Genomic DNA, 15791 nt, shown 5'->3' on the forward strand with positions numbered 1-15791 from the left:
CAGTTGCCAGCATTCAGGCATGTCTGATTCTCCGCGCCAACTGAGCCTCAACGCGTTCATCCACCCCGCCGGTCATCACGAAGCGGCGTGGCGTCATCCGTGGACAACACCGGAACGTCTGTTCGACGTCACGTATTTCCAGGAGATCGCTCGCACTGCTGAGGCGGCGAAGTTCGACGGAATCTTCTTCGCCGACGGTCCCGCGTTGCGCAGCGACGTCGAGCACGGTCCCGCAGGGACGTTGGAGCCGATCACCTTGTTGACGGCCATTGCAGTGGCAACCGAGCGGATCGGATTGATCGCGACGGCGTCGACCACGTACTACGAGCCGTACAACCTGGCTCGGCTGTTCGCCTCACTCGACCACATCTCGAACGGACGCGCTGGGTGGAACATCGTCACCACGGGTACGGATCTGGCTGCCGCCAACTTCGGGCTGGCCAAGCATCCGGACCACGGCGACCGGTATTCGCGTGCAAGGGAATTCGTCGACGCGGTGGTGCGGTTGTGGGACAGCTGGGAGGACGACGCGATCAGTCTGGACCGGGAGAACGGAATCTACGCGGACAGAAACAAGATTCACGAGATCAACTACGTCGGCCGGCATCTTCGGGTGCGGGGGCCGTTCAACGCACCGCGAACGCCGCAGGGATACCCGGTGCTGGTGCAGGCCGGGGCGTCCAACGACGGTCGCGCGTTTGCCGGTCAGTATGCGGAGGCGATTTTCACAGCGCACCAGAGACTTTCCGATGCGCAGGCGTTCTACACCGACATCAAGTCGAGGGCTGCTCAGTTCGGGCGCAACCCCGATCATGTCAAGATTCTGCCGGGAATCAGCCCGTTCATCGGTGACACCGAGGAACAAGCCAAGGCGCTGGAGCGAGAATTCAACGAGTTGACTTCGCCGGAGTACGGGCTCGCGCAACTCGGTGCACTCACCGGGACCGATGTTCGGAATCTGGAACTGGATGCACCGGTTCCTGTCGAATTGTTCGCGGCGGCAGGTGATGTCACCGACAACAAGCAAAGCAGATTGCAGGTGATCGCCGGCATAGTCGAGCGTGAGCGTCCGACGGTTCGGGGACTGCTTCATCGTTTGGCGGGTGCGCGCGGACACCGGGTGTTCGCCGGAACCGCCGAGCAGGTGGCTGACACGATCGAGGAATGGTTCACCAGCGGTGCTGCTGACGGATTCAACGTCATGCCGCCGTACTACCCGGGTGGACTCGAAATCTTCACCGAGCGTGTGGTCCCGATCCTGCAGGATCGCGGTCTGTTCCGCACCGAATACACGGGTACGACGCTTCGTGATCATTTCGGGTTGCCGAGGCCCGAGAGCCAGTTCTCGGGTAGTGCGTCTGCAGTGCAGTAGGCCCGCCTCCCGTTGTCGATAATGACAATGGTTACCATTAAGGAATGAAGCAGCTACCGGTAACCGTGCTGTCCGGATTTCTGGGCGCAGGCAAGACCACACTCCTCAACCACATCCTCGCCAATCGAGACGGCCGTCGGGTCGCCGTCATCGTCAACGACATGAGCGAGATCAACATCGACGCGGCCCTCGTCGCGGGCCAGGGCCACCTCGATCGCACGGAGGAGAAGTTGGTCGAGCTGACCAACGGATGCATCTGCTGCACGCTGCGCGAGGATCTGATCGACGCCGTCGGCGCGCTGGCCCGCGAGGGGCGGTTCGATCAGTTGGTGATCGAGTCCACCGGCATCTCCGAACCGATGCCGGTGGCGGCCACCTTCGACTGGGAATTCGAGGACGGCTTCAGCCTCGGCTCGCTCGCGAAGCTCGACACCATGGTGACCGTGGTGGACGCGTCGACTTTTCTCGGCGAACTGGCAAAAGGCGAACGACTGGACGAGCGCAACCTCGAAGCCGGGGAGGGGGACGGACGCAGCATCTCCGATCTCCTGGTTGATCAGGTGGAGTTCGCCGACGTCATCTTGCTGAACAAAACCGACCTGGTGAGCCCGCGGGCGGCGGGAACCGTCGAGGCGACGCTTCGTAGGCTCAACCCCACTGCTCAACTGATTCGGACCGACCACGGAAAAGTCACCCTCGATCGCGTCCTCGAAACCGGTCTCTACAACCCGGAACTGGCTGCGCAAGTACCCGGTTGGGACGAGGAGCTGGCCGGCGGGCACACCCCGGAAACCGAGGAATACGGAATACGCAGCGTCACGTATCGAGCCTCGCGACCCTTCCATCCGGCGCGACTCGAGGCTGCGCTCGGTCAGTTCGCGGGACTCTTGCGAAGCAAAGGCTTCTGCTGGATCGCCAGTAGGCCCGAGTTCGCCGCTATCTGGTCGCAGGCAGGCCCCAACCTCGTCATCGAACCGGCGCAACTGTGGGCGTCGGCAGCGGAGGTGCCAGGGCAGGAGATCGTGTTCATCGGAGTGAAACTCGACCCGGCGACGCCGTCGCGAATCCTCGATCCGGCTCTGCTGACCGATGACGAACTACGCGAAGGACCGCGGGCCTGGACTCGCTACGAGGACCCGCTTCCGGCGTGGGACCAGAGCCACCTGCACTGAGCAGACAGCTTCTAGTCGAGAACCTCTTCGACCTCGACGTCTTCGGCCGGTCGGGCCATTTCCTTGCGGTACTGCCAGATTCCCAAAGCGGTGCCGATGACCAAACTGACCATCATCACGATCAGCACGGCGGGCAGCAACCACGGAACGCGATCGAGGAACGAGCCACCGTAGAAACCGAGCAGCAGGAGTACCGGTGCCCAGATGATCGCGCCGATGGTGCTCGCGATGGTGTAGCGCGTGTGGTTCATCTTGGCTGCGCCTGCGACCATCGGGCACAAGGTGCGAACCCACGGAACCCAGCGGGCGATCAGGACGGCCCAGAACCCGTGTCTCTCCAACAGGATGTTGACGCGGTGCAGATTCTTCTCGGTGAAGTACTTGCCGCCCTTACGGGCTTTGATGTGGTTGCCCGTCCGGTGGCCGATGACGTACCCGACCTGGTTGCCGGCAATGGCAGCGATCATCGCGCCCACCGACAGCGCCCACACGTGGCCTGCACCGGATTCGTGACCGGCAAGCACGATTCCGGCTGTGATCAGCAGCGAGTCGCCAGGGAGAAACAACCCGAGGATGATCGCGCACTCGATGAAGACGAACGTGACGACGATAATCCAGACCAACAGGGGCCCGGCAGTCTCGAGTGGGGAGAAACTGCCGGATGCGAGCGTCATCGTGGTCAGTTCTTCGCCTCGTTCTGCAATCAGGGGGTGGGGTCTTCGGGGACTGTCACCGTCGAATTGTCCGTAGTGGAAGTATTCGCCGATTCACCACGTCTCGACGCCAGAATTCGCTTTCCGATTTCGAAGACGATCGGCAGAACCGACACCAGGACGATCAAGATGAAGATGTAGTCGACATTGTCGCGGATGAATTCGATCTGCCCCAGGAGGTAGCCGAGCAAAGTCACACCGGCACCCCACAGGATGCCGCCGACGATGTTGTAGGTCAGGAACAGTGAGTACTTCATCTTTGAGGCGCCCGCGACAACCGGTGCAAAAGTACGCACGATCGGCACGAACCTCGCCAGGATAATGGTGATCGGGCCGTGCTTTTCGAAGAAGGCATGCGACTCGTCGATGTACTTCTTCTTGAAGAACCGCGCGTCGTCCGTCTTGAACAGGGCAGTTCCGCCCTTGGCGCCGATGTAGAACCCGACTTGGTCACCCAGAATCGCGGCGATCGGAATCGTCACCAGGAGCACCCACAGCGGCGCGAACGGTTCGATCTCGGTGGACTTGGAAGCCGCGATCAGCCCTGCGGTGAAGAGCAGAGAATCGCCGGGCAAGAGCGGAAACAGCAGCCCTGATTCGATGAAGACCACCAGAAGTAGTCCCACCAGAACCCACGTTCCGAAGGAATTCAAGAGGTTCACGGGATCGAGGAAGCCGGGCAGCAAGGCCAGGTTCGTCACGGATTCAGTTGCTGCCTGCACATTCACGGGGGCCAGAGTACCGGCCGAATCTGAGTGTTTCCCACCACCGCAGGTCATCGCGTCGGTGGCGGCGGCCGAGACCGCAAAGAGACGTGACGAGTCGGACTTGCCATACTGCTAGGACCACACGAAGCGCTTTCACATCGCCGAGCGCTCCGAACGACACGTATATGGAGGACTCCCGCCGTGCCTATCGCAACTCCCGAGGTCTATGCCGAGATGCTTGGTCGGGCCAAGGAGCATTCCTTTGCCTTCCCCGCCATCAACTGTGTCGGCTCCGAATCCATCAACGCAGCCATCAAGGGCTTCGCGGACGCCGGCAGTGACGGCATCATCCAGTTCTCGACGGGCGGCGCCGAGTTCGGTTCCGGTTTGGGCGTCAAGGACATGGTCACCGGCGCTGTTGCGCTCGCCGAGTTCGCACACGTGATCGCGGCAAAGTACGACGTCACCATCGCGCTGCACACCGACCACTGCCCGAAGGACAAGCTGGACACCTACGTGCGTCCGCTGCTCGCGATCTCGCAGGAGCGCGTCGACGCCGGTCGTAACCCGCTGTTCCAGTCGCACATGTGGGACGGCTCGGCTATCCCGATCGACGAGAACCTGGCAATCGCCAAGGAACTGCTCGCCCTCTCCAAGGCTGCACGCATCATCCTCGAGGTCGAGATCGGTGTCGTCGGCGGCGAAGAAGACGGCGTCGAGGCCGAGATCAACGACAAGCTCTACACCTCGAGTGAAGACTTCGAGAAGACGGTCGATGCTCTGGGCATCGGCGAACAGGGCAAGTACCTGCTCGCAGCCACCTTCGGCAACGTCCACGGCGTCTACAAGCCGGGCAACGTCAAGCTCAAGCCCGAGGTTCTCGAAGAGGGCCAGAAGGTCGCCGCTGCCAAGCTCGGCCTGGCCGCAGGCTCGCAGCCCTTCGATTTCGTCTTCCACGGTGGATCGGGATCGCTGAAGTCCGAGATCGAGGATTCGCTGAACTTCGGCGTCGTCAAGATGAACGTCGACACCGACACCCAGTACGCGTTCTCCCGTCCGATCGCCGGACACTTCTTCTCCAACTACGACGGCGTCCTCAAGATCGACGGCGAGGTCGGAAACAAGAAGGCATACGACCCGCGCAGCTACCTCAAGAAGGCCGAAGCAGGCATGACGGCTCGCGTCGTCGAGGCGTGCAACGACCTGAAGTCGGCCGGACGCTCGGTGTCCGCAGGCTGATCGGCTTCACAACTCAGCTTCACAGAACAAAATGCGCGCCGACGAATTTCTCGTCGGCGCGCATTTTCTGTTCAGGTGCTTACTTGCTGGGATCGCAGACCTTCCACGTGCCGTCCTGGCGCTCGAGGTCGAACGTGCGCCACGACTGTTCGCCGGTGCTCGGCAAACTTGCCTGGACCTGAGCGATCGCGGTGTCGTCGGTGATGCGCACCGCATCGACGGCTCCGACCTGCGGGATCGTCTTCTGAGCGACGGCATTGTCGTGGACCTGAGCGAACGCCGCGTCCGGAATAGTGCGGTAGTACTCGCCCAGCGCGCCACACGTCGACGTTCGTAGAGTCGCCAGATCACCGGTCTGAAGAGCATCGACGTACGTCGAGATGGCGGTCTGAACCTGGGCTTCAGGTGAGCTTTCGCCGCTACCGCTGTTGGACGAGACGAAGACTGCGATGCCGATTGCCGCGAGGACGGCGACGCCGGCCGCTGCTGCCGCGATGTACCAGCCCTTGCCGCTGCGCTTGGTTTTTTCCGGCGCGGCAGGCTCGATGCGAGTCGGCATCGGCTGGGCCGGCGGTGGGGTCGCTGCGACACCCACACGTTGAGGTGCGGCGCGCTGCTGCGGTTGAGGTGCGGCGCGCTGTGGCGGTTGAGGCGCGGCGCGCTGTGGCGGTGGCGGCGGGGTTGGAGCTTGCCGGGGTGGCGGTGTCGGCTGCGCGGCTTTCGGAATCGCGACGGTGGCGGGCTCCGGCTCGGGCTGGGGTGTCGGTGCCGCTGCCGGTGTTGCTGCTGGTGTTGCTGTGGGTGCCTGAGTTGCCTTGGGGATCGCGACGGTTGGCGCGCTGGCGGCTTTGGCGTCGCCGCCCGCCTTCGAGTTCTTGTCCGCCTTCGGGTTCTTGTCTGCCTTCTGGATCGCCACAGTCGCAGGTTCGGTCGGGGCCGACTTCTCGGGCGCACCGTTCGGGGCTGCGCTCTTTTTCGAGTTGTCGTCTTTCGAGTCCGGCACGGGTAACCCTTCGGTCTTATGCGGCAATGACCATGTCAGGGTAACGACCGGTATGTACCGGGCATAACTCCGACCGTCGGCGAGGCGGTCCTGTGGCAGAAAGGCGTAGCGGGCACAATGAGCGCATGACCCAATTCGGTGACCTGCTCGGACCCAAGCCCACTCTGCTTCCCGGCGACGACGAGGCGGAATCGGCACTGCTCAACCACGCTGACCCGGCCCAGGTCGCGGCCGACCATCCCACTGCCTCCATCGCGTGGGCCTACCTCGCCGAGGCTGCCCTGGACAAGGGCGAAACCATCACTGCCTACGCCTACGCGCGTACCGGCTACCACCGCGGACTCGACCAACTGCGTCGTAACGGTTGGAAGGGTTTCGGTCCTGTGCCCTACAGCCATGAACCGAACCGCGGATTCCTCCGTTGCGTCGCTGTCTTGGCCAAGGCCGCGAAGACGATCGGTGAGGCCGACGAGTACGCACGCTGCCTAGATCTGCTCGAAGATTGCGATCCCAACGCCGCCGAAGCGCTTGGCCTCGGTTAGCAGTTTCCGTCCGAGCCGGGCCGGTATCAAGGACCGTGCTCGCAAATCGGTGCGTCGGCTTCAGACGTCGGCGCTACCGATCATTCAATGTGCCTTGGCGGCCGGATTGGCGTGGTGGGTTGCCACTACGGTGATCGGGCACCATGCGCCGTTCTTCGCGCCGATTGCCGCCGTGGTCTCGCTCGGTCTGTCGTTGGGCGCCCGACTACGACGTTCGTTCGAGTTGGTTGCGGGTGTCACGGTCGGTATCGGAATCGGTGACCTGATCATCTCCGGCATCGGGAGCGGACCCTGGCAGATCAGTTTGGTTGTCGTGCTGGCGATGTCCGTCGCGGTGCTACTGAACAGCGGGCCGATCTTCTCCATGCAGGCCGGAAACTCGGCCGTGCTGGTGGCGACGCTGATCCCACCGGGCGGCAGCGGCGGGCCCGATCGCATGATCGACGCCCTTGTCGGTGGTTTGGTGGGCATCGCGGTGGTCGCGATCATCCCCACGCACCCGGTACGACGCGCACGCAAGGATGCTGCATCGATCCTCGGAACAGCGTCAGAGGTACTGCAACTGGTGGCAGACGGCCTCGTCGCGAACGACCCGGACCCGATCGTGAAGGCGCTGCAGAAGGCGCGCGCAACTCAGGGTGCCATCGACGGATTGCGCAGCAACCTCCTCGGCGGGCGCGAGATCAGCCGAATCTCCCCGCTGTACTGGAACAGTCGACCGCGCCTCGAAAGGCTCATGGCGACAGCCGATCCCATCGACAACGCGATGCGCAACATTCGAGTGCTCGCGCGTCGTTCGTTGACGTTGGTCAGGGACGACGAGATCCTCGATCCTCGTCTGGTGGCTCAGGTCGAGCGCTTGTCGAAAGCCGTCGAAGTTCTCAAGGACATGATCCTGGCGGAGCCGGGGGAGCAGCCTGATCAGGCCGAGGCAGCGCGCGTCCTGCGCTCGGTGGCGAAGGAACTGAAACCGGCGATAGTCGAGAACGCAGGCCTGTCCTCGACGGTGGTGTTTGCCCAGATTCGATCGCTGGTGGTCGACCTCTTGCAGGTAGCAGGCATGAAGCGCATCTCGTCGATCGCCACTCTGCCGCCCACTGTGCCGCACCCGGCGTACGAGCCGGATCACTGACCTCTGCCTTTCCCGCTCACTGAGCAACTCATTGTATGTATGCGAATGTATGCATATGCTCTGAGAAGGACTTGGGAGGGAACAGGACAAATGGGAGCAGGGCACGGCCATTCACACGGCCACTCGGCAGCAGATTCGGTCGGAGTAGGGCCGTCACCGCAACGCATCAAGAAAATGGCGATCGCGCTTGCGATCCTCGTTGCATTTCTCGTACTCGAAGCTACGGTCGGCATTCTGATCAACTCGCTGGCGCTGCTTGCCGACGCCGGCCACATGCTCACCGACGTGGTGGGCATGGCCATGGGATTGACGGCTTTGCTGCTCGCGAAGAAGGGCAGCACCACCGCGGCCAGGACCTTCGGTTGGCACCGCGCCGAAGTGCTGACCGCCATGGCGAATGCCGTGATGCTGCTGGCCGTCGCCGCCTGGGTCTTCTACGAGGCAATCGGCCGCATCGGTAATGAACCCGAGATCCCGGGCGGCGCCCTGATCATCACTGCGGCCGCCGGTCTGGCCGCGAACATTGTCGTGATGCTGATGCTGCGCGGCGATTCCAAGGACAGCCTGGCCGTGCGTGGCGCGTACCTCGAAGTGCTTGCAGACGCCGTCGGTAGCGTCGGAGTTCTGATCGCCGGTGGCCTTGTCCTGCTGTTCAACTGGACGTGGGCGGACGTCGTCGTCGGTGTTCTCATCTCGCTCTGGGTGGTGCCGCGTGCGATCAAACTGGCCGCAGCATCGCTGCGCATTCTGACGCAGGCGTCGCCGGCCGACGTCGACGTCGAAGCGGTCGAGGCCGACCTGGCGGCGCTGCCGAGCGTGATGGGTGTTCACGACCTACACGTCTGGACGCTCACCACCGGCATGGATGTCGCGACAGTCCACCTGACCAGTGACGCGAATTCGTCGAACGTTCTGGAATCCGCGCGCACCGTCCTCGAGAGTCACGGTCTTTCCCACGCCACCGTTCAGGTGGAATCGTGTGCCAACGGCGAGCATTGCGAGAAGAACGTCACTTGGTGAAGCGGGTGATCTCCTTGCCCGGCTTCCAGAGATCGACGTACATGTGCTCGTCGTCGACCGTCGTGTGCACCACCTCGTCGATGTCGAGGACAAAGAGGTGCAGGGGTTTCGGAACCTCGTAGGTGTAGCTTGCGAGCACGGCTTCGAACTCGTCGCCGGTCACCTCGCGTGCGATTCCGGCGATCTTCGCATCGCCGCCCTCCATGGTGTGCTCACCGGGATTGCTGTGTAGGGCGTAGCGCCCGTCACGGATGAGATCCTTCGCCTTGAGTGCGCCGAACATCGAACCGAGGACCAGACGCCCGTCGAGGATTTCGACTTCGGTGCCGCTCACGCGCGGTGAACCGTCCTTGCGCAGCGTTGCGAGGACGTGATGCTTGTGGGCTTTGAATCGTGCTTGGACCGCGTCGGCAAGAGCGGGTACTTCTTCGGAGAACTGCTTCCAAGTGACCATGACGGTCATTGTGCACCCCTATTCCTGACAACTTCTGTCAGTGATTCTCGGTAATGTTCGGTCCATGAGATCCGCGCGGTTGCTCCAACTCATGCTGCGTTTGCAGGGGAGTCGCGGCGTTATCGCCGATCAGTTGGCCGAAGAGTTCGGCGTTTCGGTGCGGACGATCTACCGCGACGTGGCCTCGTTGTCGGCTGCCGGCGTGCCGATCTGGACCGAGAGCGGCCCCGGTGGTGGCATCCGTCTGCTCGACGGTTGGCAGTCCAAGCTGTCCGGTATGACGGACGACGAGACGTCCGCACTCATGCTGTTGGGCGTGCCGTCCATCGCTGCAGATCTCGGGCGATCCGACGCCGTCGGTTCGGCGGGGGCCAAACTGCTCCGCTCCCTGCCCGGTCCCCTCCGCGAGAGTGCACGACTGTGGCAGGACCGCATTCTCGTGGACGTTCCGGGTTGGTTCGGCGGCGTCGACGACATCTCTGCGCTTCCGATCGTCACATCCGCTGTGCTGGACTCGCGTCGACTGCGCTTCGCCTATCGCGATCGCGAGCGGACGGTCGATCCGCTGGGTCTGGTCATCAAAGCCGGTGTTTGGTATCTGGTGGCGGGGATGAACGGTCGAACGCTGTCGTTTCGAGTCGGGCGCATCAAAAATGCCGTGGTAGAAGATGATTCGTTCACTCGGCCGGTGGATTTCGACCTGCCGTCGTGGTGGGCGGCGTCGATGGCCGAGTTCGACCGTTCGCTGCTTCGCTTCGAGTGTCGCGTGCGGTTGTCACCAGAGGGCAGGCGCCGGCTCCCCGATGTGGTGGGCGAGCTTGCCGCTGCCGTCGAAGTGGGGCCAGAGGACAACGACGGATGGGTGAATGCCGAGCTGAAACTCGAGAGCGAAGCTGTTGCGCTCTCGCAGTTGATCGGTTTGGGAGCGGACGTCGAAGCGCTCGAGCCACGGTCGTTGCGTGAAGGACTGCGCGTCGTGGCGGAGCAGATGGTGCTCCGCCACAACTCGCAGTGACTAGGCCGTTGCAGAACGCTTTGCGAGCAGGCGGGTGATACCCAGTTGAGCTGCGACGATGATGGCGCCGACCACCAGACCCAGTGCCGCCGACGCAAGGGTGTTGACGATCCACGCCAGTACCCCGCCGACTCCGGCGATGTCACTGACTGCTTCTTCGCCGTGATGAACGGCGTCGTAGAGCGGGTGGAAGCCCAGTTCGTCGATGCCGACCAACAGGATGTGGCCACCGACCCACAGCATCGCGGCGGTACCCACCACCGAGAGCACTGACATCACGTGAGGCATGCCGCGAACGAGGCCTCGGCCGACCTTGTGGGTGAAGCCAGACGACGTCTCGGCGATCTTCAATCCGATGTCGTCCATCTTCACGATCAGTCCGACGACGCCGTAGACGACCACGGTGATGACGACCGCCACGACGGCAAGGATCACCAACCGGCTCCAGAAACCTTCGCCCGCGATGGTGTTGAGGGCGATCACCATGATCTCGGCGGACAGGATCAGGTCGGTGCGGACTGCGCCGGAAACCACTGCTTCTTCGTCGCGAGGATGCTCGTCGGCGGCCTCGTGGTGGTCACCGTGGCCGAAAACTGCACCCCAGATCTTGTGAACCGCTTCGTAGCTGAGGTAACAGCCGCCGACCATCAACAGTGGCGTCAGCAGCCAGGGGAGGAACTGACTCAGCAGCAGAGCGATCGGAAGAATGATCAGCAGCTTGTTGCGCAGCGATCCGATGGCGATGCGCTTGATGATGGGCAACTCGCGTTCGGCCGCGAGCCCACGGACGTACTGCGGCGTGACGGCTGCGTCGTCGATGACGACGCCTGCCGCTTTGGCGGTCGCCTTACCGGTTGCGGCGGCAACGTCGTCGATGGAGGCGGCAGCCATACGAGCCAGGGCTGCGACGTCGTCGAGCAGGGCGAAGAGTCCTCCGGCCATCACAGACCTCCAGTGGAATCAGTGGAAAAAGGTGGCCGGACCGATCCGGTGACGCAGTTACTTGATCGCACGAGGTCTCTATCCATGATGGTCGTTGGTGAGGTCAGGTCACCTGGAACGATACCGGGGTCATCCGTCAGGGACTGCGTCGCGCGGCCGGTCGCTCTTCGTCACGAAAGGTCTTCCCGACCCGGTGCTCGCGTGTAAGACTGCACAGAAGATCGATCGAAACGGGGCACTATGCGTGAACCAGACACTGCACAGGTCGCCAAGACTTTCGACGCAATGGCGGCGCACTACGACCGACAGATCGGGCGCTTCGAGCGCTTTGTGCTCGGTGACGCCCGGAAATGGGCTGTAGATCAGGCGCATGGGCGCGTGGTCGAAATTGCCGTGGGCACCGGGCTGAACCTGCCGCTCTACGGGGACGACGTCGACTACGTCATCGGCGTGGACATCTCGACTGCGATGCTCGATCAGGCCAGGGTCAAGGTCTCCGAGGGAGTGAAGACCGAAGTCGACCTACGACTCGGAGACGTGCAAGCACTCGATGTTCCTGACGAATGCGTGGACACATTGGTCTCCACCTACGCGTTCTGCACGATCCCCGATCCGGACCGAGTTGCCAGCGAAGCATTTCGAGTGCTGGTGCCTGGTGGTCGATTCGTGCTCGCTGAGCACGGGCCGAGCACCAACACGGTTGTACGGGCGCTGATGAAGGCCGTCGAACCGCTTTCTGTACGGTTCGGTGCCGATCACCTCACCCGCGAACCGGTCGGATACCTCGAAAACGCAGGCTTCCTGATCGACGAGGTGCAGCGCAGTGGACGGGGTGGAATCGTGTTCCGGGTCGTTGCGCGCAAGCCGGATCCCGAATGGACGGCACTCGGTCACTAGTGTCCGAGTGCCGTCCAGCGGTGACCGCTCAGCCCAAGCGCTCCAGGATGGTTGCGTTGGCCAGCCCACCTGCCTCACACATGGTTTGGAGTCCGTAGCGCGCGCCGCGCTGCTCCATCGCGTTGACCAGGGTGGTCATGATCCGCGTTCCGCTGCCACCTAGTGGGTGGCCGAGCGCGATGGCGCCGCCGTGGACGTTCACCTTGGACAGGTCGACGCCGGTGTCCGCTGCCCACGAGAGGACGACGGGAGCAAAGGCCTCGTTGACCTCGAACAGATCGATGTCCGAGATCGTCAACCCCGCACGGGCCAAGACCTTCTCGGTGGCCGGGATGACCGCCGTGAGCATGTACAGCGGATCGTCGCCGGCGACAGCGAAGCTGTGCAGCCGTGCCTTCGGGGTGAGGCCGAGTTTCGCGGCGATCTCACTGGTCGTGATCATCACCGCCGAACTGCCGTCCGAAAGCGGGCTGCTGTTGCCCGCGGTGATGGACCAGTCGATCTGTGGGAATCGCTGGGCGTAGTAGTCGGATTCGAAGGCGGTCCGTAGGCCGGCAAGGGTCTCGACCGTGGTGCCGGGGCGGACGGCCTCGTCGACCGACAGTTGCGGGAGCGTGGCGAGTTCCTTGGTGAAGTAACCACTCTCGGTTGCCAGCGCGGCTTTCCGATGACTCGACGCCGAGAATTCGTCGAGTTGGGTGCGGCTCAGTCCCCACTTGGCAGCGATCAATTCGGCGCTGATGCCCTGCGGTACCAGACCGTCCGGATAGCGCTCTTCGAAACCTACACCGAGTGACTCGCGCCCGACGCTACTCGAGCCCATCGGCACTCGGCTCATCGACTCGACTCCGGCAGCAACAACGATGTCGTACGCACCGGCAATAACGCCCTGAGCAGCAAAATGAACTGCTTGTTGGCTACTTCCACACTGTCGGTCGACGGTGGTTCCCGGTACCGACTCAGGGTAGCCGGCGGCGAGAAGGGCAGTGCGAGTGACATTCTGGCTCTGTTCACCGACTTGACTGACCGCGCCGCCGATGACGTCGTCGATCAGCGCGGCATCGATCCCGGTGCGCTCGACTACCGCTTTGAGGCTGTGGGCGAGGAGGTCGACGGCGTTGATGCCGTGCAGGGCGCCGTTCGCCTTTCCCTTGCCGATCGGAGTGCGAACGGCTTCGACGATAACTGCGTCTCTCATGACAAATTCCTTTCAGGGATGGCGGATTCAGCAGGGACAACTGGGGTGGGTGTGGTCGCAGGCGTCATTCCCAGCGATGCCAGGGCAGACACAAGCGCGACGGCAAAGATCACCCACCAGGCCTGGCGGAAGGTGTCGGGGTCGACGGAGGAGCCGAGAACCGCGATCAGAACACTCACGCCGAGAACGGTTCCGATCTGTCGGCTCATGCTGACGATAGCGCTACCGGTGGCCGATCGGGCCGGTGCAAGATCCGCCGTGGCCTGCGACAGAATGGTCGGCAGGGCAAGGCCGACACCGATTCCGGCGATGATCCAGCCCGGCAGGAGTCCGGTCGCGTAGTTGGGCGTCGAATCAACCGAGACGAGAACGAGTACGGTTCCGACTGCCCACAGAAGGCTGCCGAGTGCGGCGACGCGTCCCGCCGAGTACTTGCGCGAAAGCGATCCACCGGCGATCGCGAACAGCGGAACCAGAAGCGGACCCGGCGAGACGGCGAAGCCGGTGCGCAATGCCGAGTATCCCCAAACTTCTTGCAGCCAGAGGATATTCGAGAGCAGTCCGGCAGCAAATGCCGCGCTGAACAAGATGGCGGTGACGTTGGACCAGGCAAAGGAGCGGATCTTCAGAAGATCGGGAGCAATCAACGGAGTGCGATGGCGAGAGTTGCTCCACCAGAACGAAAGTAGGGTCGCGACGGCGACGGCGAAGGCGATCAGAACGCGGTTGTCGGTCCATCCCCAATCAGGTCCCTGGACGAGTGTCAGCGCGAGAGAGCCGATTCCGACGGTGAGGAGGGCGGCGCCGACGAAGTCGATCCCGGCATCGGAGTCCTTGTGTGTTGTATCCGGGACGAGTCGGACTGCGAAGTAGAGCAATACGATCCCGACTGGAACATTGATCAGGAAGACCCAGCGCCACGACGCCTCGACGAGAATGCCGCCCACGACGGGGCCGAATGCCGCAGCGGCCGCGCCGGCTGCCGCCCAGATGCGTACGCCGGATTGACGTTTCGCAGCCGGGAGTGCACTGATCAGGAGGCCGAGGCTGGCCGGGGTGAGTGCTGCGGCGCCGACTGCCTGAACGATGCGGAATGCCACCAGTGCCCACAATGACGGACTGAAAGCGCAGGCGGCGCTGGCGAGGGTGAACAGTGCGAGGCCGGCGATGAAGGCGCGCTTGTGCCCGATCCGGTCCGCCCAGCGTCCGAGGGGGATCAAAAGCGCGGCGTAGACGATCGCGTAGCTGTTGAGAATCCAACTGAACTCGCCGAGTGAGTGGCCCGGGTAGCTCTTGGCGATGTCGCCGAAGGCCACGTTGACCACAAAAAGATCGAGGCTGGCGACAAACGGCGCTCCCGACAGAATTGCGAGGAGCGGCCCAGTCCGCACTGGCTGGCTATGAAGTTCCATAGTCAGAAATCTAGACTCTGGCTATGGTTATGGCAAGCCAGGGGGTATGGTGAATTGCATGGACGCTGTACGACTGACCGGAGTGCTCGAAGATCGCGACGCCTGGCGGGCCACGCACTGTTCGATCGGGCGGGCGATGGAAGTGGTCGGCACCCGGTCCGCGATGCTCATTCTGCGAGAGGCCTATTACGGCACAACGCGTTTCGACGACTTCGCGTCGCGAGTCGGCATTACCGAGGCGGTTGCGTCGTCAAGGCTGAAAGAACTCACGGAGGCGGGACTGTTCGAGCGTGTGCCGTACAAGGAGCCTGGAAAGCGGACGCGGCACGAGTACGTGCTCACCGAGAAGGGTCGTGACCTGCTGCCGGCGGTTCTTGCGCTGATGCAGTGGGGAGACAAGTATCTGCACGGCGGAAAAGGCGGACCGTTGGAGGTGGCTGACGACGCTACTGGTGAGCGTGTTCGTGTCGAGGTGCGCAGTGAGTCGGGTCGTGAAGTGCCGTTGGGGGAGTTGCGAGTCTCTGTCAACGAATCGCGTCGGCGGTTGCGCGAATAGCAATGCATCTCAACAGCTCTCGAGTGTAGGTCTTCTTGAAGTTGTCCGTTATGTCCCTGGTTATCGAAAGTATGTTCGATTAAGATTTCGGTATGGACAGTCGGGAAGCGTGGCAGCTGGATGGTGAGGGCCTTAAGAGTGAGGTTCTCGATCTGGTGCGTGTCCGGCACGAGTTGCAGTCGCGGATGGTGTTGCTGATCGTGGAAATGTTTTCCCGTGAGGTTCTCGGCGGGAAGGGTTTTCGGGCGATCGCGCGGTGGTTGCACGGTTCGACGAATTTGGAGATCGGTGAGTGCAGCTTGCTGGTCGGTTTGGCGCGGTTGTTGATGCTCGAACCTGTTGTGGCGGATGCGTTTCACCGCGGTGATGTGGATGCGTTGAAAGCCCGGCAGGTGGCGTCGTTTTGTCAGCATCCAC

16 protein-coding genes and 1 pseudogene are annotated in these 15791 nt (G+C 62.8%); 10 read left to right on the forward strand and 7 right to left on the reverse strand.

Annotated features, from left to right (window positions below):
- Nucleotides 1-19 precede the first annotated feature (19 nt).
- Together H7C86_RS13480 and H7C86_RS13485 are read left to right on the forward strand one after the other, a co-directional pair.
- Nucleotides 20-1372, forward strand: a complete 1353-nt coding sequence (locus H7C86_RS13480) for an LLM class flavin-dependent oxidoreductase (RefSeq protein WP_007726771.1) — start codon at nucleotides 20-22, stop codon at nucleotides 1370-1372.
- A 44-nt stretch (nucleotides 1373-1416) separates the two neighbouring features.
- Nucleotides 1417-2544, forward strand: coding sequence for a GTP-binding protein (locus H7C86_RS13485; RefSeq protein ID WP_047888713.1), 1128 nt, complete (start codon nucleotides 1417-1419; stop codon nucleotides 2542-2544).
- 11 nt (nucleotides 2545-2555) lie between these two features.
- Here H7C86_RS13485 and H7C86_RS13490 read toward each other — a convergent pair whose 3' ends face one another.
- Nucleotides 2556-3218, reverse strand: coding sequence for a DedA family protein (locus H7C86_RS13490; RefSeq protein WP_019749448.1), 663 nt, complete (start codon nucleotides 3216-3218; stop codon nucleotides 2556-2558).
- A gap of 29 nt (nucleotides 3219-3247) precedes the next feature.
- Complete coding sequence (locus H7C86_RS13495; RefSeq protein WP_029254751.1) at nucleotides 3248-3985, reverse strand: VTT domain-containing protein; 738 nt, start codon at nucleotides 3983-3985, stop codon at nucleotides 3248-3250.
- A 180-nt stretch (nucleotides 3986-4165) separates the two neighbouring features.
- Between H7C86_RS13495 and fbaA the strand changes: the two genes are divergently transcribed.
- Nucleotides 4166-5203: a class II fructose-bisphosphate aldolase gene (gene fbaA, locus H7C86_RS13500; RefSeq protein ID WP_021343256.1), complete on the forward strand. Its 1038-nt coding sequence runs from the start codon at nucleotides 4166-4168 to the stop codon at nucleotides 5201-5203.
- 79 nt (nucleotides 5204-5282) lie between these two features.
- On the opposite strand, the gene H7C86_RS37855 is transcribed toward fbaA, so the two are convergent.
- Nucleotides 5283-6206, reverse strand: coding sequence for a nuclear transport factor 2 family protein (locus H7C86_RS37855; RefSeq protein WP_182261679.1), 924 nt, complete (start codon nucleotides 6204-6206; stop codon nucleotides 5283-5285).
- A 125-nt stretch (nucleotides 6207-6331) separates the two neighbouring features.
- Here H7C86_RS37855 and H7C86_RS13510 point away from each other — a divergent pair, with 125 nt between their 5' ends.
- The 3 genes from H7C86_RS13510 (at nucleotide 6332) to H7C86_RS13520 (ending at nucleotide 8900) form a co-directional block, all read left to right on the forward strand.
- On the forward strand, nucleotides 6332-6748 hold the full coding sequence (locus tag H7C86_RS13510; RefSeq protein ID WP_003944361.1) for a DUF3151 domain-containing protein: 417 nt from the start codon (nucleotides 6332-6334) through the stop codon (nucleotides 6746-6748).
- Nucleotides 6735-7880, forward strand: coding sequence for an aromatic acid exporter family protein (locus H7C86_RS13515; RefSeq protein ID WP_019749453.1), 1146 nt, complete (start codon nucleotides 6735-6737; stop codon nucleotides 7878-7880). Before H7C86_RS13510 ends, H7C86_RS13515 begins: the two co-directional genes overlap by 14 nt.
- Before the next feature lie 90 nt (nucleotides 7881-7970).
- Nucleotides 7971-8900, forward strand: coding sequence for a cation diffusion facilitator family transporter (locus H7C86_RS13520; protein ID WP_019749454.1), 930 nt, complete (start codon nucleotides 7971-7973; stop codon nucleotides 8898-8900).
- On the opposite strand, the gene H7C86_RS13525 is transcribed toward H7C86_RS13520, so the two are convergent.
- A complete protein-coding gene (locus tag H7C86_RS13525) occupies nucleotides 8890-9354 on the reverse strand; it encodes a pyridoxamine 5'-phosphate oxidase family protein (RefSeq protein ID WP_029254754.1) in 465 nt (154 codons plus the stop codon). The genes H7C86_RS13520 and H7C86_RS13525 overlap by 11 nt on opposite strands.
- Before the next feature lie 64 nt (nucleotides 9355-9418).
- On the opposite strand from H7C86_RS13525, the gene H7C86_RS13530 reads away from it, so the two are divergent.
- The gene (locus H7C86_RS13530; protein ID WP_070386337.1) at nucleotides 9419-10369 is read left to right on the forward strand and encodes a YafY family protein; all 951 of its coding nucleotides are present in this window, start codon (nucleotides 9419-9421) and stop codon (nucleotides 10367-10369) included.
- Here the strand turns inward: H7C86_RS13530 and H7C86_RS13535 are convergent, their stop codons facing one another.
- Nucleotides 10370-11311, reverse strand: coding sequence for a DUF808 domain-containing protein (locus tag H7C86_RS13535; protein ID WP_021343516.1), 942 nt, complete (start codon nucleotides 11309-11311; stop codon nucleotides 10370-10372).
- Nucleotides 11312-11551: 240 nt separating this feature from the next.
- Between H7C86_RS13535 and H7C86_RS13540 the strand changes: the two genes are divergently transcribed.
- Nucleotides 11552-12208 (forward strand): class I SAM-dependent methyltransferase, encoded by a 657-nt coding sequence (locus H7C86_RS13540; RefSeq protein ID WP_003944335.1) that lies wholly within the window; start codon nucleotides 11552-11554, stop codon nucleotides 12206-12208.
- 28 nt (nucleotides 12209-12236) lie between these two features.
- On the opposite strand, the gene H7C86_RS13545 is transcribed toward H7C86_RS13540, so the two are convergent.
- Both H7C86_RS13545 and H7C86_RS13550 read right to left on the reverse strand, forming a co-directional pair.
- Nucleotides 12237-13406, reverse strand: coding sequence for a thiolase family protein (locus H7C86_RS13545; protein ID WP_020906649.1), 1170 nt, complete (start codon nucleotides 13404-13406; stop codon nucleotides 12237-12239).
- Entirely contained in the window at nucleotides 13403-14818 is a 1416-nt protein-coding gene (locus H7C86_RS13550; protein ID WP_070386336.1) for an MFS transporter, read from the reverse strand. The genes H7C86_RS13545 and H7C86_RS13550 overlap by 4 nt, the downstream gene beginning before the upstream one ends.
- A gap of 58 nt (nucleotides 14819-14876) precedes the next feature.
- Here H7C86_RS13550 and H7C86_RS13555 point away from each other — a divergent pair, with 58 nt between their 5' ends.
- Both H7C86_RS13555 and H7C86_RS13560 read left to right on the forward strand, forming a co-directional pair.
- Entirely contained in the window at nucleotides 14877-15374 is a 498-nt protein-coding gene (locus H7C86_RS13555; protein ID WP_031333093.1) for a helix-turn-helix domain-containing protein, read from the forward strand.
- Between the two features lie 92 nt (nucleotides 15375-15466).
- A pseudogene (locus H7C86_RS13560) lies at nucleotides 15467-15791 on the forward strand (DUF222 domain-containing protein); the annotation flags it as partial.

Source organism: Rhodococcus sp. UFZ-B548 (genome assembly GCF_903819475.1).
Taxonomy (GTDB): domain Bacteria; phylum Actinomycetota; class Actinomycetes; order Mycobacteriales; family Mycobacteriaceae; genus Rhodococcus_F; species Rhodococcus_F erythropolis.

Excerpts from the sequence above, each read along its gene's own strand:
- H7C86_RS13490 (WP_019749448.1), bottom strand. The coding sequence starts at position 3,218 with ATGACGCTCGCATCCGGCAGTTTCTCCCCACTCGAGACTGCCGGGCCC.
- H7C86_RS13535 (WP_021343516.1), bottom strand. The coding sequence starts at position 11,311 with ATGGCCGGAGGACTCTTCGCCCTGCTCGACGACGTCGCAGCCCTGGCT.
- H7C86_RS13545 (WP_020906649.1), bottom strand. The coding sequence starts at position 13,406 with ATGAGAGACGCAGTTATCGTCGAAGCCGTTCGCACTCCGATCGGCAAG.
- H7C86_RS13525 (WP_029254754.1), bottom strand. The coding sequence starts at position 9,354 with ATGGTCACTTGGAAGCAGTTCTCCGAAGAAGTACCCGCTCTTGCCGAC.
- H7C86_RS13520 (WP_019749454.1), top strand. The coding sequence starts at position 7,971 with ATGGGAGCAGGGCACGGCCATTCACACGGCCACTCGGCAGCAGATTCG.
- H7C86_RS13550 (WP_070386336.1), bottom strand. The coding sequence starts at position 14,818 with ATGGAACTTCATAGCCAGCCAGTGCGGACTGGGCCGCTCCTCGCAATT.
- H7C86_RS13510 (WP_003944361.1), top strand. The coding sequence starts at position 6,332 with ATGACCCAATTCGGTGACCTGCTCGGACCCAAGCCCACTCTGCTTCCC.
- H7C86_RS13530 (WP_070386337.1), top strand. The coding sequence starts at position 9,419 with ATGAGATCCGCGCGGTTGCTCCAACTCATGCTGCGTTTGCAGGGGAGT.
- H7C86_RS13480 (WP_007726771.1), top strand. The coding sequence starts at position 20 with ATGTCTGATTCTCCGCGCCAACTGAGCCTCAACGCGTTCATCCACCCC.
- H7C86_RS13485 (WP_047888713.1), top strand. The coding sequence starts at position 1,417 with ATGAAGCAGCTACCGGTAACCGTGCTGTCCGGATTTCTGGGCGCAGGC.
- H7C86_RS13555 (WP_031333093.1), top strand. The coding sequence starts at position 14,877 with ATGGACGCTGTACGACTGACCGGAGTGCTCGAAGATCGCGACGCCTGG.
- H7C86_RS13540 (WP_003944335.1), top strand. The coding sequence starts at position 11,552 with ATGCGTGAACCAGACACTGCACAGGTCGCCAAGACTTTCGACGCAATG.